Annotated in this window: 18 protein-coding genes; 6 read left to right on the top strand and 12 right to left on the bottom strand. The window is 27.7% G+C overall.

Annotated elements, in window-relative coordinates; genetic code table 11:
• The first annotated feature begins 52 nt into the window (after window positions 1-52).
• The 3 genes from gltX to AVBRAN_RS03780 are packed head-to-tail and all read left to right on the top strand — an operon-like array spanning window position 53 to window position 3,301.
• Complete coding sequence (gene gltX / locus AVBRAN_RS03790; protein WP_239803588.1) at window positions 53-1,390, top strand: glutamate--tRNA ligase; 1,338 nt, start codon at window positions 53-55, stop codon at window positions 1,388-1,390.
• Entirely contained in the window at window positions 1,377-1,691 is a 315-nt protein-coding gene (locus AVBRAN_RS03785) for a YggT family protein (protein ID WP_214118983.1), read from the top strand. The genes gltX and AVBRAN_RS03785 overlap by 14 nt, the downstream gene beginning before the upstream one ends.
• Complete coding sequence (locus AVBRAN_RS03780) at window positions 1,688-3,301, top strand: lytic transglycosylase domain-containing protein (RefSeq protein ID WP_239803587.1); 1,614 nt, start codon at window positions 1,688-1,690, stop codon at window positions 3,299-3,301. Before AVBRAN_RS03785 ends, AVBRAN_RS03780 begins: the two co-directional genes overlap by 4 nt.
• Before the next feature lie 517 nt (window positions 3,302-3,818).
• Here AVBRAN_RS03780 and dnaK read toward each other — a convergent pair.
• From dnaK to AVBRAN_RS03765, 3 genes are read right to left on the bottom strand one after another with little or no spacing between them, the layout of a single operon-like run.
• Complete coding sequence (dnaK, locus tag AVBRAN_RS03775) at window positions 3,819-5,684, bottom strand: molecular chaperone DnaK (protein ID WP_214118833.1); 1,866 nt, start codon at window positions 5,682-5,684, stop codon at window positions 3,819-3,821.
• A 12-nt stretch (window positions 5,685-5,696) separates the two neighbouring features.
• On the bottom strand, window positions 5,697-6,260 hold the full coding sequence (locus tag AVBRAN_RS03770) for a nucleotide exchange factor GrpE (protein WP_214118832.1): 564 nt from the start codon (window positions 6,258-6,260) through the stop codon (window positions 5,697-5,699).
• The gene (locus AVBRAN_RS03765) at window positions 6,257-7,042 is read right to left on the bottom strand and encodes a hypothetical protein (RefSeq protein ID WP_214120281.1); all 786 of its coding nucleotides are present in this window, start codon (window positions 7,040-7,042) and stop codon (window positions 6,257-6,259) included. Before AVBRAN_RS03765 ends, AVBRAN_RS03770 begins: the two co-directional genes overlap by 4 nt.
• A 248-nt stretch (window positions 7,043-7,290) precedes the next feature.
• On the opposite strand from AVBRAN_RS03765, the gene AVBRAN_RS03760 reads away from it, so the two are divergent.
• Both AVBRAN_RS03760 and AVBRAN_RS03755 read left to right on the top strand, forming a co-directional pair.
• The gene (locus AVBRAN_RS03760; protein WP_214118828.1) at window positions 7,291-7,536 is read left to right on the top strand and encodes an XRE family transcriptional regulator; all 246 of its coding nucleotides are present in this window, start codon (window positions 7,291-7,293) and stop codon (window positions 7,534-7,536) included.
• A 2-nt stretch (window positions 7,537-7,538) separates the two neighbouring features.
• Window positions 7,539-7,688 (top strand): hypothetical protein, encoded by a 150-nt coding sequence (locus tag AVBRAN_RS03755; RefSeq protein ID WP_214118826.1) that lies wholly within the window; start codon window positions 7,539-7,541, stop codon window positions 7,686-7,688.
• Between the two features lie 57 nt (window positions 7,689-7,745).
• Here the strand turns inward: AVBRAN_RS03755 and AVBRAN_RS03750 are convergent, their stop codons facing one another.
• Window positions 7,746-8,213, bottom strand: a complete 468-nt coding sequence (locus AVBRAN_RS03750) for a peptidylprolyl isomerase (RefSeq protein ID WP_239803586.1) — start codon at window positions 8,211-8,213, stop codon at window positions 7,746-7,748.
• A gap of 9 nt (window positions 8,214-8,222) precedes the next feature.
• Window positions 8,223-8,930: a YebC/PmpR family DNA-binding transcriptional regulator gene (locus AVBRAN_RS03745; RefSeq protein ID WP_214118822.1), complete on the bottom strand. Its 708-nt coding sequence runs from the start codon at window positions 8,928-8,930 to the stop codon at window positions 8,223-8,225.
• A gap of 55 nt (window positions 8,931-8,985) precedes the next feature.
• Between AVBRAN_RS03745 and AVBRAN_RS03740 the strand changes: the two genes are divergently transcribed.
• Window positions 8,986-9,510, top strand: coding sequence for a GNAT family N-acetyltransferase (locus tag AVBRAN_RS03740; RefSeq protein WP_214118820.1), 525 nt, complete (start codon window positions 8,986-8,988; stop codon window positions 9,508-9,510).
• Here the strand turns inward: AVBRAN_RS03740 and AVBRAN_RS03735 are convergent.
• The 7 genes from AVBRAN_RS03735 to AVBRAN_RS03705 form a co-directional block, all read right to left on the bottom strand.
• A complete protein-coding gene (locus AVBRAN_RS03735) occupies window positions 9,496-10,248 on the bottom strand; it encodes a TSUP family transporter (RefSeq protein WP_214150532.1) in 753 nt (250 codons plus the stop codon). The two genes, AVBRAN_RS03740 and AVBRAN_RS03735, sit on opposite strands and share 15 nt — an antisense overlap.
• A 97-nt stretch (window positions 10,249-10,345) precedes the next feature.
• A complete protein-coding gene (locus tag AVBRAN_RS03730; protein ID WP_214118816.1) occupies window positions 10,346-11,104 on the bottom strand; it encodes a TSUP family transporter in 759 nt (252 codons plus the stop codon).
• On the bottom strand, window positions 11,091-11,864 hold the full coding sequence (locus AVBRAN_RS03725) for a TIGR02757 family protein (RefSeq protein ID WP_239803585.1): 774 nt from the start codon (window positions 11,862-11,864) through the stop codon (window positions 11,091-11,093). Before AVBRAN_RS03725 ends, AVBRAN_RS03730 begins: the two co-directional genes overlap by 14 nt.
• Entirely contained in the window at window positions 11,861-12,850 is a 990-nt protein-coding gene (locus tag AVBRAN_RS03720) for a glycoside hydrolase family 3 N-terminal domain-containing protein (protein WP_239803584.1), read from the bottom strand. The genes AVBRAN_RS03725 and AVBRAN_RS03720 overlap by 4 nt, the downstream gene beginning before the upstream one ends.
• A complete protein-coding gene (locus AVBRAN_RS03715; RefSeq protein ID WP_214150452.1) occupies window positions 12,847-13,725 on the bottom strand; it encodes an NAD(P)H-dependent glycerol-3-phosphate dehydrogenase in 879 nt (292 codons plus the stop codon). The genes AVBRAN_RS03720 and AVBRAN_RS03715 overlap by 4 nt, the downstream gene beginning before the upstream one ends.
• The gene (gene gatB / locus AVBRAN_RS03710; protein ID WP_239803583.1) at window positions 13,722-15,140 is read right to left on the bottom strand and encodes an Asp-tRNA(Asn)/Glu-tRNA(Gln) amidotransferase subunit GatB; all 1,419 of its coding nucleotides are present in this window, start codon (window positions 15,138-15,140) and stop codon (window positions 13,722-13,724) included. The genes AVBRAN_RS03715 and gatB overlap by 4 nt, the downstream gene beginning before the upstream one ends.
• Window positions 15,140-15,823, bottom strand: a complete 684-nt coding sequence (locus AVBRAN_RS03705) for a F0F1 ATP synthase subunit A (protein WP_214118807.1) — start codon at window positions 15,821-15,823, stop codon at window positions 15,140-15,142. The genes gatB and AVBRAN_RS03705 overlap by 1 nt, the downstream gene beginning before the upstream one ends.
• Window positions 15,824-15,826: the final 3 nt, after the last annotated feature.

The raw sequence follows: 15,826 nt of genomic DNA, 5'->3' as shown, positions 1-15,826 counted from the left end.
CTTTTTACTTTCTTAAAATAGAATTATGAAAAATCATATCAAGGAATTACAAATGTTTAGATTTGCCCCATCACCTACAGGCGATATGCATATAGGGAATTTAAGAACTGCCGTTATTAATTATGTATGTGCGAAAAAATATAATAAAAAGTTTATTTTAAGGATAGAAGACACAGACACAGCTAGAAATATTCAAGGCAAAGAAGAAGAGATTAAGAGTATTTTAAATTTATTTGGGATTAATTGGGACGAATACTATGTGCAAAGCACTCATCTAGCAACTCATCAAAAATTAGCAGCAAAATTATTAGAAAATGGTTCTGCTTTTAAATGCTATTGCACCGAAGCTGAATTAGAAGAAAAAAAAGAATTAGCAAAAAACGAAAAAAGAGCTTATAGATACGATGGAACTTGCGAGAATTTAAAACAAGATTTAAATAAACCATTCGTAATAAGACTTAAAAAGCCTAAAAACACAATTACTTTTAAAGATGAAATAAAAGGCGTTTTATCATTTGAGCCAAATGATGTTGATAGTTTTGTGATTTTAAGAGCTGATGGGACACCTACATATAATTTTGCATGCTCTATGGATGATATGTGCGAAGGAGTTAGCTTTATTATCCGTGGAGAAGACCATGTAAGCAATACTCCAAAACAAGAACATATAAAGGCGTCTTTAGGCTTTAATGAGAGTATGCAATATGCACATTTACCTATCATTTTAGACGAAGAAAGCGGTCAAAAAATGAGTAAAAGACAAGAGCATTCAAGCGTAAAATGGCTTTTAAATGAAGGCTTTTTGCCTGATGCGATAGCTAATTATTTACTAGCTTTAGGCAATAAAATTCCTAATGAAATTTTTACGATGAATGATGCAATTTCTTGGTTTGAAATAAGCAATATTTCTAAATCTCCGGCTAGATTTAGTATGGCAAAATTAAGATTTATAAATAGAGAGCATATTAAGATTTTAGATGATGAAATTCTAGCTAGATTATTGTTTAAAGATGAGTTTTTAGCTAAGTTTAGTAATGTAAAAGTATTAGCAAAATTAGCAAAACTTCACTTAGAAGAAGCAAGCACTTTAAATGAAATTAGAGCTAAACTTAGTGGATATTTTCTACCATTTAATGTAGTTTTTGCTAACAATTTAGATTTTAGTGAGAGTGCGAAATTATTAAAAGCTGAATTAGAAAAATCAAACATACCTAGCAAATACGAAGAATTTAAACTAAATCACAACGCTAATTTAAAAGGCAAACAATTATTTATGAGCTTAAGATTATTGCTTAGCGGTTCAGCTCACGGCCCTGAATTAGCACAAATTTATGAGATTATGCAACCTTGTATGAGTGAGTTTTTAAAGGTAAAAGATGAGCTTTGCTGATATTGTAGTTTTACTACTTGTATTAATAATAAGAGGACTAAATATTTATTCTTATTTAGTTATTGCCTATTGTTTGTTTTCGTTTTTTCCACAAGCTTTTACAAGCCCTATCGGATATAAAATATACAATATTGTATATAAATTAGTAAGACCTGCCTTTGATTTAGTATATATGATAATACCGCCTAGATTTTTAAATATAGGCATGGTAAGTCTTGCTCCTATTGCTGTTTTCGTAGGAATACATTTATTACAAATCGGATTATTTGAATTAGTAAAAATCGTAAAAGGATTATTATGAAAAAATTAATTAGTATATTATTAATTGCTCAAGCTTTATTTTCATATACTTATGAAGAATTAAAAAATGAGCCGAACTCACTTGCTAAGGACTTTTTTTTATATAATTTATTAAAAAATAATGAGATAAAAAAAGAAGATTTAAAAGAATTTAAAACACATATTTTCCGTTTTGCTGGAGTTATGAAAAAAGAATATGAAAAACTAAGCAAAGATATTAAAGAAGAGCCAAAGACATTACCTGCTGATTCTTGCTATAATTATTCAATCAATTCTATAATGAACGCAGATGAAAAATGTCAGGTATTTAGACTAAAAGAAATAAATTTTGCAAAAAAATTAAGCAAAGAAAACCTAATAAAACTAGCAAATATTTATAAACAAAAAGATAAAAATCTAAGCTCACAATTAAGCATATTAGCTAACAAAAACCCTGTGGCAGAAAGCATTAAAAAAGGTGATGGAAAAACCTTAATGAAGCTTTATTATGATGGATATAAGCTAGATGATTTTTCTCCAGGACCACTTACTCGTGCTAGTATGATGGAACACCCTAATGCTTATAAATTTTTAAACTCAGCTATAGTAGATGATAAATATCCAAAAATAAAAGAAAAATTAGCAAGTCTTGATAAAGAAGACGCTAAAGAAGATTTAGCATTTGCATTAGGTTTAAATGCACTTATGTTTAATAAAAATGCCTTAGCAGAAAAATACTTTTTAAGAGCTAATAAAACTTATAAATATAAAAGACCAAAGGATAATGCTTTATTTTTTGCTTATTTAGCTAGTAATAAAACTAGACATTTAGATACTTTGGCAAATAGTGATGATTTAAATATTTATAGTATTTTAGCAAAAGAGCTAACAAATACACCATTACCGACCATCATCACACCAAATCCTACAAAAAGCATAGATTATCCTATAAATAATGCTTTAGTTCAAGCTAGATTTATGAATGACATTAAAAACGCTGATACTCAAAAGCTTAGCGAAATGCAAGAATATTTTAATACCAAAAATACTCAAGGACAATATCTAGTAATTAGCGATAAATTAAGTAATTTTAAAGATAATATTTATCCAATACCATTTCCTGAAGAATTAGCCAATTATAGCGTAGAGCAAAAAGCACTAATTTTAGCTATTGCTAAACAAGAAAGCAGATTTTTACCAGCTTCTGTAAGCACTTCTTATGCTTTAGGTATGATGCAATTTATGCCTTTTGTAGCAAGACATACTGCTAAAGTTGATTTTAATGATAATGATTTTGATGTTACTCAAATGTTTGACCCAAAAATAGCTTATAAATTCGCACACGCTCATTTAAATACTCTTAAAAAAGGAGTTAAGCATCCTATATTTATAGCTTATGCTTATAACGGGGGCTTAGGATTTACTCAAAGAATGCTAAAAAAAGATTATATGTTTAATCCAAATTCTAAATTAAAATCATACGAACCATTCTTATCAATGGAGCTTGTGCCTTATTTAGAAAGTAGATTGTATGGTAAAAAAGTTTTAGCAAACTATTATATCTACCTAAAAATATTAGGTCAAAATGTAAAAATGAGTGATTTAATAAAACAAATAGATAAAAATCAATAATATAGGTATTTTTACCTATATTATCCTTAGCTTTTGCACTAAATTATAAGAGGAGCTAAAAACCATTAAAGCTTAAATACTAGTATAAAAACTATATCAAAAAAACAATTCAAATGATTTTAATAATTTACTTTATAATAATTGATATATGCTTTAAATATTGCAGTAATAAAAAATAAATTATATTTTGGGTTTAAAATCGCTATCAAATGTTTTTAAAAATACTTAATTTTTATATATGCTTATTTAAAAACTATATGACTTATTTAAATTCTTAAAAATTATTTTATAAAATATAAGAACTCTTATTTTATATACTTTTCATACTTAATTGTAATTTACAAAATTAATTCAGAGCTTGCAATCTATTTTTGTGTAAAAATATAATATTTACTAAATTTTGCCATCAATAAAAATAAATATTAAAAGATATTTTGAATTAAGATAAATTAGGAATTTCAAATTGAAATTCCTAAAATTAAGGATAAATCCTTGTAAGACTAGTTTTTATAAATTATTATTCTACTTCTGCATCTACTGCATCATCTTTTTCGCTTTTTTTAGCGTCTTTGCTATCATCTTTTTTATAAAGATTTTCAGCTAATTTATGACTTGCGTCGCTTAGTTTTTTCATTTTCTCATCTATTTGAGCTTTTGTTGCGTTTTCATTATTTACTACATCATTTAGCTCATTTATTGCACCTTCAATCTCTTGTTTAATTGCAGGTTCAACTTTATCTCCTAAATCATTTAGGCTTTTTTGAACTTGATGAACTAGGCTTTGAGCTTGATTTTTCGCATCTACTACTTCTCTTCTTAATTTGTCAGCTTCTTTGTTTTTCTCAGCTTCGTTTATCATATTTTTAATCTCTTCATCACTTAATCCACTTGAGCCTGTGATTGTGATATTTTGAGCTTTACCACTTGCTTTATCTAATGCACTTACCGTTAAAATACCATTTGCGTCAATATCAAATGTAACTTCAATTTGCGGCACACCTCTTGGAGCTGCTGGGATACCTTCAAGATTAAAATTACCAAGAGATTTATTATCACGGCTAAACTCACGCTCACCTTGTAAAACATTAATAGTAACTGCACTTTGATTATCTTCTGCAGTTGAGAATGTTTGGCTTTTTTTAGTAGGAATTGTTGCACCTTTTTCTATGATTTTACTCATAACTCCGCCTAAAGTTTCAATTCCAAGACTAAGTGGAGTAACATCAAGTAAAAGCACATCTTTTACATCACCTTGAATAATTCCTGCTTGAGTAGCAGCACCCATTGCAACAACTTCATCAGGATTTACGCTTTTATTTAGTTCTTTTCCAAATACTTTTTTAACTTCTTCTTGAACTAAAGGCACACGAGTTGAACCTCCAACCATTACTACTTCTTTAATCTCGTTTTTGCTAATTCCTGCTTCACTTATAACTTCATTGATTTTTGTGATAGTTTCAGCTACAAGTGAGTCAATCATTCCTTCAAATTGAGCTTTTGTGATTGTTTTTACAAGGTGTTTTGGACCTGTTGCATCAGCTGTAATGAATGGTAAATTCACTTCAGTTTGATTTGTGCTTGAAAGCTCTTTTTTAGCGTTTTCTGCTGCTTCTTTCAATCTTTGTAACGCCATTTTGTCATTTCTTAAATCAATTCCTTGCTCATTTTTAAACTCAGTTGCTAAGAAATCAATTAATTTATTATCAAAATCATCTCCACCTAAAAACGCATTACCACCAGTTGCTAAAACTTCTACAACACCATCACCAGTTTCTAAGATTGTAACGTCAAATGTCCCACCACCTAGGTCATATACTGCAATTTTTTCAGCACTTACTTTATCAAGACCATAAGCTAGAGCTGCTGCAGTTGGTTCATTTATAATTCTTAATACATTTAATCCTGCGATTTGACCTGCTTCTTTAGTAGCTTTTCTTTGTGCATCGTTAAAATATGCTGGAACGGTAATTACTGCATCAGTTACAGATGTTCCTAAATAGCTTTCAGCATCTTCTTTAAGTTTCATTAAAACTTTTGAAGAAATTTCTTGTGGAGTGTAAGTTTTACCTGCAATTTCTATCGCACAAGCACCATTTCTATCTACTATTTTATAAGGTAAATGTTTTGCCGCTTCTTTAGCATTGTCTTCATTCATCATAAGACCCATAATTCTTTTAATTGAATAAATTGTTTTTTCTGGGTTTGCTACTGCTTGGCGTTTTGCACTATCACCTACTAAAACTTCGCCTTTATCTGTAAATGCTACAATTGAAGGGGTTGTGTTTTTTCCTTCTTTATTTGGAATTACTTTTTTTTCTCCACGCTCATAAATTGCTACACATGAATTTGTTGTTCCTAAATCTATACCTATTGCTTTTCCCATAGTTTTCTCCTTTTATTTTGATACGCTTACTTTACAAGCTCTAATTATTCTGTCATTTATCATATAACCCTTTTGAAACATAGCTGCAACACAATTTGGCTCAAGCTCTGCTTCAACATGCATCATAGCTTCGTGATAACTAGGGTCAAATTCATCACCTTCATTAGCTACGATTTCTTTAATTCCATGTTTTGCTAGGATATTTTTAAATAAACTTAAAGTATTGTCAATACCTTGTTTAAGTTGTTTTGAAAACTCATCATCTGCTTCAAAATTACTAGCATTTTCTAATGCGTCTAAAACAGGGATTAAATCCTTTAATAAGCCTTCTTGTGCATAAAGCACAGCACTTTGCTTATCTTTTTCTAAGCGTTTTTTATAATTTTCAAAATCTGCATTAGCTCTAAGATAAGCGTCTTTTAATTTTGCAAATTCTTCATTTGCCTTATCAAGCTCTGCTCTTAAAGCAATTTCTTCATTACTTAACTCATTTTGTTCGCATTCACAATTTTCATTGCATTCGCAAACTTCTTCGTTATTTACTACATTTTCTTCTTGCGTGGCTTTTTCGCTCATATCGCCTCCCTTAATTGATTTAAAACATTTTCATAGTCTGTAAAAATACTACCTGCAATTATTAAAGAGCTTTTATTTTGCATATAATTACAATCTAATTTAACTCCCATAAAATCAGGTAAAAATAGCTCATCATAAATCAAGTTATTAGTAAAATAATCAAGTAACTTTAAATTCATAATAGAACTAAATGAAGAAAGTTTTACAATATTTGCAAAAATTTTTTCTCCACATATAAATTTAATTTTATTTTTAAAAGAATTTTCAATATCACTTAAAGTATTTATTAAATTTAATCTATATAAAATAGTCTTAATATCATTTATCTCGTATCCTTTTAACTGATTAAAAAGTATATTTAATTCATCGTTAAAATCAATCAAAACCCTATTTTCTATAAAATCTAAAATAATAAATCTATTTTCAATGTTTAAAATATCATTTAAAAATATTTTTTTGTTATCAACAATAAGGAAAAACAAATCATTCTCGTTAGCAACTCTTAATAAATTTAAAGTTGAGTTTAATTCTAATTTAGAATTTAATTCATAATTAAAAAATTGCTTCCAATAATATTTCATAGCTTTTTGAGTAGGAATTCTTCCACCGCTTGCGTGAAGTTTTGAAATATAACCATCACTATCAAGTTGTTTAAAATAAACTCTTATAGTACTTGCAGGAACATTCAAACTATCTTGCAATAACATAGAGCCAATTGGATTTTGCTCGCTTAAATAAGCTTTAATCATTTGCTCTAGTATAAAATCAGTTTTTTTACTCATTATCACTCATACCTTAAAATTGATAAACGAATTATATCACTTGAGTTGTTAACTATCAAGTAACTATTTAGTCTAATACACTCAACTTAATTTAGTAAAATTATTTAACCATATATTTTATACATTATTTCGTATATATTTTATTTTTTAATGTATTGATTTAAGGATATTTTGTATTTTTTATATTTTTTTACAAATATAAACTCCGTTTTAGCGAAGTTTAATTTTTAAAATCGTATAATTTAAAAATGATTGAGACGAACGATATATTTAATTTATTACATAATGCGATAGAGAGTAAAGAAAATGGTAAGAAAATTTCTTTGCAAGCAATGTCGCAGCGTTTAGGATTACCTATGCGAACTTATCAAGACTGGCGTTTAGGTAATTCTAAACCACAAGCAGTAAAAGCTGTATTTACAATGCTTTGTGAATTAGATGATGATGAGTTATTATTTTTAATGTCTCGTATAAGAAAACAATTAAAGGACTAAAAGTGATTACCGAAAAGGAAAGAATAGAGCTTGATATGATATTTAATAGTATTAGAACAAGTAAAAAAAATATAATAAAAAGATATTTAAAAAATATCTGCAAAAAACTTTTATATCCTCGTAAAAAGCAATATAATCATCAATTTAATTAATTTTCAAATTCTTTAACCTAAATTAAAGAATTTGAATCATATCTTAGATATTTTAAATTATTTTATTTCAATACTTTCAATAATATCGCCTTGGCGGATACTATCAAGAATCTTTAAGCCATCTTCGTTATTAACTTGACCAAAAATCGTATGAACTCCATCTAAGTGTGGTTGTGCTGAATGACAAACAAAAAATTGAGAGCCACCAGTATCACGACCAGCGTGAGCCATAGATAAAGTCCCTCTTAAATGCTTATGCTCTTGATTTTTACATTCACATTTAATATTCCAACCAGGACCACCTGTGCCTGTGCCTAAAGGACAACCACCTTGAATAACGAAATTAGGAATTACTCTATGAAATTTTAGACCATTATAAAATCCATTTTTTGCTAAATGAACAAAATTTAAAGTAGCTTGCGGGCTATCTTTAAATAAAGTTAATTTCATATCACCTTTATTAGTCTTAATAATAGCTTCATTAATATTTTCTAAATCTGCAAAATTGTCATATACTTTTAACATAATTTTTCCTTATTCTATATTTGTATAAACTGCTTGAACATCATCATCTTCTTCAAGCTTATCTAATAATTTTTCAAGTTCAGTGATTTGCTCTTCACTAAGACTTATTGGATTGTTTGGAACATATTCAAGTCTTCCACTAACAAGCTCTAATTTAAGCTCATCAATTCCTGTGCTAAGCTCTTTAAAGCTATCATAAGCTCCGATAATTCTTACATTTTCTTCTTCATCTTCTAATTCTTCTAAACCAAAATCAATTAGGCTTAATTCTAATTCTTCTAAATCCATATTAGGTTTTTTACATACAAAAACACTTTTTCTTGAAAATAAAAATTCTAAACTACCATTTACAAGTGGAGTAGCTCCGTTTTTATTAAAAATAGCTTTTATATTAGCTGCGGTTCTATTGGTATTATCAGTAGCAACTTCAACTATAATTTGCACTCCGTAATTAGCTTTAGCTTCATAATGAAGGCTTTTAATATCGTTTCCATCTTTACCTGCTGCTCTTTTTAATGCCGCGTCAATATTATCTTTTGGCATATTTTGAGCTTTTGCTGTTGCTATTGCTGAACGAAGTTTTGCGTTCATTTCAGGGTCAATTCCACCTTCTTTTGCTGCAACTTCAATAGCTTTTGCTAATTTTGGAAATATCTTACTCATCTTATCCCAACGAGCTTCTTTTGCTGCACGTCTGTATTCAAACGCTCTTCCCATATTCACCTCTTATAATTAAAATTTGGTTAAGATTTTACAAAAACAAGGATAACTAATGATTAGACCTGCTAGAATGAGTGATTATAAGGCTTGCGAGATTTTAGACTTAGCAATGGCTGAGTTTAGTGAAAACTTTTTTAACGAAACAAATTATCAAAAGAAAATTGAAAAATTTTATGATTTTTTTGGTAAGGAAAAAACTAGATTTTGTCTTGATAATTTATTTGTATATGAAAAAGACAATCAAATTATTTCAATTTGTTGTGCTTATGGCGATAGAGAATATAATGATGACGCTTTAAAGCAATATTTAAAAAATATAAACTCAAATTATGAGATTATAAAAGAATGCGATAAAGATGAATTTTATATAGATAGTGTAGCGATAATTCCTAGCTATAGAAAAATGGGGATATTAAAAGAAATGCTTGAATATGCAATTAATATAGCAAAAAATAAAGGTTATAACAAAATTACACTAATAACCAAATCTTCACAAATATACGAAAGATATGGTTTTAAAGTAATAAATGAGTGTAAAGAATTTGAAAACTATTTTAAAATGCTAAAAGAAATTTGAATATATTAATTTACAAATAGTGCAAAAAACAATAATTATAAAAACCCATCTAATTATATTTATATTAATTTTTAGAAGGCATTTACCACCCAAATAAGCACCTATTATCCCACCTACTCCCATAATAAGACCAAGTTTAATTAAAACATCATAAAAGCACAAAAAGAAACATAAAGAACAAACATTGCTTGTAGTGTTTAATAATTTAGTATTTATTGATGCTTGCTTTAGATTAAATCCTAATAAAGAAGTAAATGCTAATATCCAAAATGAGCCAGTTCCTGGTCCTATAAAACCATCATAAAATCCCAAAATAACACCAAAAATTATTAAAAATAAAGTAGTGCTTAAAATAGCTTTTTTGTTTATATTCCCTAGATTTGGCTTAAAAATAGTATAAATAAATACTAATATTAAAATAACTAAAATAAGTGGCATAATAGCTTCATTAGATATTAAAAGCAAAACATAACTTCCAAGAATTGAAAAAATTGCTGTTATTAAAATTCCAAGTCTTAATTCTTTAAATTTTATTTCTTTTCTTAAACTAAATACAGCAGAAACTGCAGCCATGCTAGCTTGTAACTTACTAGTTGCAATGGCTAAAGATGGTGGCACTCCAAGTCCTAAAATCACAGGCAATGTAACAAGTCCGCCACCACCCACAATAGCATCAATAAAACCACCAATAAATGAAGCTAAAAAGCCTATAAAATATTCTAATAAACTAAATTCCATAAAGAAATTATATAATAATTTTAGTTAAATTATACAAGACTAAATAAGTTTATAAAAAGTCTTTTATATAAATAAATTTTATAATTTGTAATAAAAATTATTTTAAATAATATTCATAAGTTAGTTTAAGTAAAGTTATAAAAACAATAACTAAAAATATTTTTTTGATAGAATCACTTTTGTATTTTAAAACAAATTTAGCACCTAAAAATGCTCCAAATATACCACACATAGCCATTTTTAGACCAAGTGAATAATAAATCTTAAAATCTATCATAAATATTATAAGAGAAATCATACCACTTGCCATACATAAAGCTTTAGCATTAATACTTGCTTGTTTAATATCTTGACCTATTAAACTAATGCTAGCAAATATCCAAAATGAACCTGTAGCAGGCCCTAAAAATCCATCATAAAATCCTATTAATAAGCCAAAAAACGGATAGAATAATTTTTCACTCATTATTTGCTTAGCTTTAATACTACCTAGTTTTGAATTGAAAATAGAATATATAAAAATCAATAAAAGAGTAAATAATATAATGGGTTTTAATGGTTCAGGATTAATTATTAAAAGAACCCTAGCACCTAAAATACCACCTATTATGCTAAAAATCATTCCTATAAATACTTTTTTAAATTCTATATATTTAAAAAGGGTTGAAAACGAACAACACATCGCAAACATTGCTTGAAATTTGTGAGTGCTAATGGCTAATTGTTCTCCTAAACCAAAAGCAATTAGCATAGGTATTATAATAAGCCCTCCACCGCCGCAAATTGCATCAATAAAGCCAGCAAATAGTGCCGATATTAAAACTACAATTTCTTGGATAATACTAATTTCTGGCATTTTTAATTAATTCTTGTAAAGAATTTTCATCATTAGTCTGAGATATTCTATATAAAGCAAAATCATATTTTAAAGGGTCTTCATTGCAAAAATTTTTTAAAGCCTTACTAAGCTCTAGCATACATTTTTGATCGGCTTGTTTTCTTTTAATAAGCCCTAACATAAGCCCCATTTTATGTGTATGTGTATCAAGTGGCATTAGTAAATCAGCAGGACTAATTTCATTAAACAAACCTAAATCTAAATTATCGTTTCTTACCATCCAGCGATAATACATACAATATCTTTTATACGCACTTGTATTATTAACTTTACTAAAAAAGAATTCGTACCCATCACTTCTATAATCATTCAATGAATAAATCTCAGCAATTAAAGCTTGAATAACTTCTAATATTTTATTATTTTTGCTTGTTTTATAAATTTTATGACTAAAATCTTTTATACTTGATTTTTCTTTAAATCTTTTTAGACTAATAAAAATTTCTGCTACGTCTCTTTCGTTTTGAAATCTATATTTGTGATTTATTTGCCTTATTTCTTCATCACTTTTATTAAGTAAAGTAAAATCAAGTTTTTTTAAAAATTTTACTATAGCACCAGCATTTCCATACGCAAATAAAGCGCATATTAAAGCAATAAATTCTATATCTTTGCTATTAATATTATCATATACTACTTGCAATGGGTCAGGGTGTGAATATAAATTATCAATTGTATTTTTAATACCACTTTGCTCATCTAATAATTTTTTTATCATATTCTCTCTTTTAAAGAAGTAATTTTTATATAAGATTCTTCTAATCTACTTCTACTTATTTTGCCATCATCTACTGCTTGACTTATAATATCAACAACATAACTTGCTGTATCTCCATACTTTATCCTAGATAATCCAAAATATAATATATCAACTCCAGCATTTATACTATCAATTATTCTATCTTTAAAATCTATGCCATCTAAATCACCACCTAAGATATCATCACTTACTATTACCCCATTAAATGATAAATCATTTTTTAATATATTAATGATTTTCTTAGACATATTTGCTGGTTTTTTGTCTAGTATAGGATAAATTTTATTTGAAACCATTATCATATCAACTTTATTAGTTTGTGTAAAATCATAAAATGGCTTTAAAAAACTTAATCTATAATCTTTAACAAAACTTGAAGAATTATTCATATCTCCAGGAAAAGTTTTAGCTGCTATTAAAATATTACTTTGCCTAAAAGCATCAGAGTATTCTCTAGCATAGATACTAAGTTTATCTAATAAATCATTAGTTATACTAGTATTTACCCCTAATGTTAAATTTAAATTAAGTCCTAATTCTTTTAAATTTAAAGCTGATTTTAGATAATTCAATCTAGCATCATTAATATTTAAATTCTGATTAATAAAATCAGGTTCTTTACAATATAAAAAATCATAATTTTTATCTAAATCTTTATAATCAATACCTAAAAATAATGGATTTACAATTGCTATATTTTTAAATCTACTTACTAATTTTTTTGCCTGTTCAATATCTGTGAAATTATTTGCCCTAAAAACTATACCACCAACTTTTCCAAGGCTAGCTTCTTGACCTAATTTTCTTATATTGTATTCTTTAATATCTTTTCCATTAAAACCTATCATAATCATCTGACCAGCTAGTCTTTGGGTGCTTATATTTGATAAATTTTGAGAATACAATACAATATTTACAAATAATATAATTAAAAATTTTTTCATTTTTTTAATAAATCTTGTAAGCTAGTTTTTACATTCTTGCCATTTAAAATTAATAAAATTTCATTAGCAATAGGACAATATATATTATGTGTTTTTGCAATTTTACAAACTGATTTAGTAGTATCAATTCCTTCAGCAACTTCATTTAATTCTTGCTTAATTTCATCTTGATTATAGCCCTTTGCAAGCATTAATCCCACTCTGTAATTTCTTGATAATGTTGAACTAGCAGTTAAAAATAAATCACCTGCCCCACTTAAACCTAGAAAAGTATTATCTTTAGCACCAAAAAACTTACCAAATCTAGTAATTTCTATAAGACCACGAGAAATAAGAGCAGCTCTTGCATTATTACCTAATTCTAATCCATCACAAATTCCACTAGCAATAGCAATAATATTTTTATATGCACCACAAATCTCAGCACCAACGACATCATTATCGGTGTATGTCTTTATAAAACTAGGAAAAAAATTAGCAAATTCTTGATTTAACTTATCATTAACACCACTAATTACAAGTGCTGTTGGTAAATTTTTACTAACTTCTGCTGCAAAAGATGGGCCAGTTAAAACACTAATATTTTCTATTGGAAAAAACTTAGAAAATACATCGTGTAAAAACAAGTCTTGATAAATACCTTTTGAAGCGATTAATACATAATTATCATTTAAATTACTAAAGTTAGCTCTAAGATAATCATAGGTTCCTTGAGCACTTAATGCAAATATTAAATATTTACTTTTTTTAGCTTCGTTTATATCAATATATTCACCTGATTTTTTACTAAAAGAACAAATATTTACTTTGTTATTAAGTGAGATAGCATGAGCTATTGCACTACCCCACTTACCAGAACCAATTACGCTAATCATCCAAGCTTAGCCTTTAAAAGCTCATTTACTTTATTTGGATTAAAAGCTCCTTTGCCTTCTTTCATAGTCTGTCCTACAAAAAATCCAAACAATTTATCTTTACCTGACTTATATTCAGCTACTTTATCTGCATTTTTAGATAATATTTCATCTATTATTGCATTAATAGCACCATCATCACTAACTTGTTTTAATCCTAGTTTATCAATAGCATCGCTTACACTTATATCGTTTTCAAACAAATAAGCTAAAACATCTTTGCCTGCTTTATTTGATATTTCACTATTTTCAATAGCTTTTATCAAATCTGCTAATTTTTCTTTTCCCACAGGAGAATTTGTTATATTTAATTCACCTTTTAATAAACCCATTAATTCTACACTTAACCAAGTTGTACTAAGTTTTGGAGAACAACCTGATTTTATTAAATATTCAAAAAACATAGCCATTTCTAGTGAGCTTACTAAAACCTTAGCATCATCTTCTTTTAGCCCATACTCGCTAACATAACGAGATATTTTCTCATCTGCAAGTTCAGGAATTACAACATTAACCATATCAGAACTAGCAAATACAGGTAATAAATCAGGGTCTGCAAAATATCTATATTCAGCAGCTTCTTCTTTACTTCTCATAGGTTTTGTAACAAGTCTTGTAGTATCAAATAATCTTGTTTCTTGAACTACTTCACTATCATACTTACCATCCATCCAAGCAGCTATTTGGCGTTCTTTCTCATACTCTATTGCTTTTTGAATAAATTTAAAACTATTTAAATTCTTAATTTCTACTCTTGTATAAAATTTATTATCGCCTTTAGGTCTAATAGATATATTAACATCACATCTAAAAGAGCCTTCTTGCATATTAGCATCACTAATATCTAAAAATCTTATAATAGAATGAAGTTTTTTAAGATAAGCTACAGCTTCATCAGCGCTTCTAATATCTGGCTCACTTACAATCTCAAGTAGTGGAGTTCCTGCACGATTTAAATCTACTAAAGAATTATCGTTTTCGTGAATATTTTTACCTGCATCTTCTTCAAGGTGAGCTCTAGTAATTCCTACTATTTTTTTACCAAAATCACCTTCAATTTCTAATTTTCCACCTTCAACTATTGCCACATCAAATTGTGATATTTGATAAGCTTTAGGTAAATCAGGATAAAAATAGTTTTTTCTATTAAAAATACTTACTTCATTAATTTTTGCGTTAATTGCTTTACCAAAATATATAGCCTTTTGTAAAGCTTCTTTATTTAATACAGGTAAAGCTCCAGGCAATGCCAAACACACAGGGCAAACATTAGTATTAGCAACTTCACCAAAACTTGTCGCACAAGAACAAAAAATCTTAGTTTTTGTATTAAGCTGAGTATGAACTTCTAAACCAATAACTACTTCAAATTCCATTAATGCTCCTCATCAATTGCAATAGCACTAGCTATATATACATAAGTTAAAATCATAAATACAAACGATTGTAAAAATGCCATAAATGTTAAAAGAAAATATGGTGGAAGCGGAGCTACGATTGGAACTAAAGCTAAAATAACACCTAAAAATAAATCATCTCCTTTAATATTTCCAAAAAGACGGAAAGATAAAGAAACTATACGAGAAAAATGTGATATCACTTCAACAACAAACATAAGTGGAGCAATCACTTTAACAGGACCAAAAAAATGCTTGAAATACTTAAAAAATCCTTGAGTTTTTATGCCTTCGTAATGATAGTATATAAAAACAATTATTGCTAAAGGAAGTGTTAAATTTAAACTAGCACTAGGAGCTTCAAATCCAGGAATTATACCTATTATATTGCTTACAAAAACAACTAATCCAAGAGTAGCGATTAAAGGAACATATTTTAAAGCTGCTTCCTTTGAGCCTAAAGTATCTTTACCCATAGATAAAACACCATCTAAAAACATTTCCATAATATTTTGAATACCTTTTGGAACTAATTGCATTTTAGAAGTTGCTAATTTTGCTAAAACCAAAATAATTGCAATAACTAAAACGAAATGAATTAAATAAGTAATCGCTTTATTGTCATCAGCTATAAAATCACTAAATAAAAATAAATTGTGCATTTA

It is taken from the genome of Campylobacter sp. RM12651, assembly GCF_022369475.1.
GTDB lineage: Bacteria > Campylobacterota > Campylobacteria > Campylobacterales > Campylobacteraceae > Campylobacter_E.
This window is presented reverse-complemented; position numbering and strand designations above follow the sequence as displayed.

What these genes read in the sequence shown, in the direction of transcription:
- dnaK (WP_214118833.1), bottom strand. Translation starts at nt 5,684, where the DNA reads ATGGGAAAAGCAATAGGTATAGATTTAGGAACAACAAATTCATGTGTA.
- gatB (WP_239803583.1), bottom strand. Translation starts at nt 15,140, where the DNA reads ATGGAATTTGAAGTAGTTATTGGTTTAGAAGTTCATACTCAGCTTAAT.
- AVBRAN_RS03750 (WP_239803586.1), bottom strand. Translation starts at nt 8,213, where the DNA reads ATGTTAAAAGTATATGACAATTTTGCAGATTTAGAAAATATTAATGAA.
- AVBRAN_RS03705 (WP_214118807.1), bottom strand. Translation starts at nt 15,823, where the DNA reads ATGCACAATTTATTTTTATTTAGTGATTTTATAGCTGATGACAATAAA.
- AVBRAN_RS03720 (WP_239803584.1), bottom strand. Translation starts at nt 12,850, where the DNA reads ATGAAAAAATTTTTAATTATATTATTTGTAAATATTGTATTGTATTCT.
- AVBRAN_RS03770 (WP_214118832.1), bottom strand. Translation starts at nt 6,260, where the DNA reads ATGAGCGAAAAAGCCACGCAAGAAGAAAATGTAGTAAATAACGAAGAA.
- AVBRAN_RS03740 (WP_214118820.1), top strand. Translation starts at nt 8,986, where the DNA reads ATGATTAGACCTGCTAGAATGAGTGATTATAAGGCTTGCGAGATTTTA.
- gltX (WP_239803588.1), top strand. Translation starts at nt 53, where the DNA reads ATGTTTAGATTTGCCCCATCACCTACAGGCGATATGCATATAGGGAAT.
- AVBRAN_RS03765 (WP_214120281.1), bottom strand. Translation starts at nt 7,042, where the DNA reads ATGAGTAAAAAAACTGATTTTATACTAGAGCAAATGATTAAAGCTTAT.
- AVBRAN_RS03730 (WP_214118816.1), bottom strand. Translation starts at nt 11,104, where the DNA reads ATGCCAGAAATTAGTATTATCCAAGAAATTGTAGTTTTAATATCGGCA.
- AVBRAN_RS03745 (WP_214118822.1), bottom strand. Translation starts at nt 8,930, where the DNA reads ATGGGAAGAGCGTTTGAATACAGACGTGCAGCAAAAGAAGCTCGTTGG.
- AVBRAN_RS03715 (WP_214150452.1), bottom strand. Translation starts at nt 13,725, where the DNA reads ATGATTAGCGTAATTGGTTCTGGTAAGTGGGGTAGTGCAATAGCTCAT.
- AVBRAN_RS03760 (WP_214118828.1), top strand. Translation starts at nt 7,291, where the DNA reads ATGATTGAGACGAACGATATATTTAATTTATTACATAATGCGATAGAG.
- AVBRAN_RS03725 (WP_239803585.1), bottom strand. Translation starts at nt 11,864, where the DNA reads ATGATAAAAAAATTATTAGATGAGCAAAGTGGTATTAAAAATACAATT.
- AVBRAN_RS03780 (WP_239803587.1), top strand. Translation starts at nt 1,688, where the DNA reads ATGAAAAAATTAATTAGTATATTATTAATTGCTCAAGCTTTATTTTCA.
- AVBRAN_RS03735 (WP_214150532.1), bottom strand. Translation starts at nt 10,248, where the DNA reads ATGGAATTTAGTTTATTAGAATATTTTATAGGCTTTTTAGCTTCATTT.
- AVBRAN_RS03785 (WP_214118983.1), top strand. Translation starts at nt 1,377, where the DNA reads ATGAGCTTTGCTGATATTGTAGTTTTACTACTTGTATTAATAATAAGA.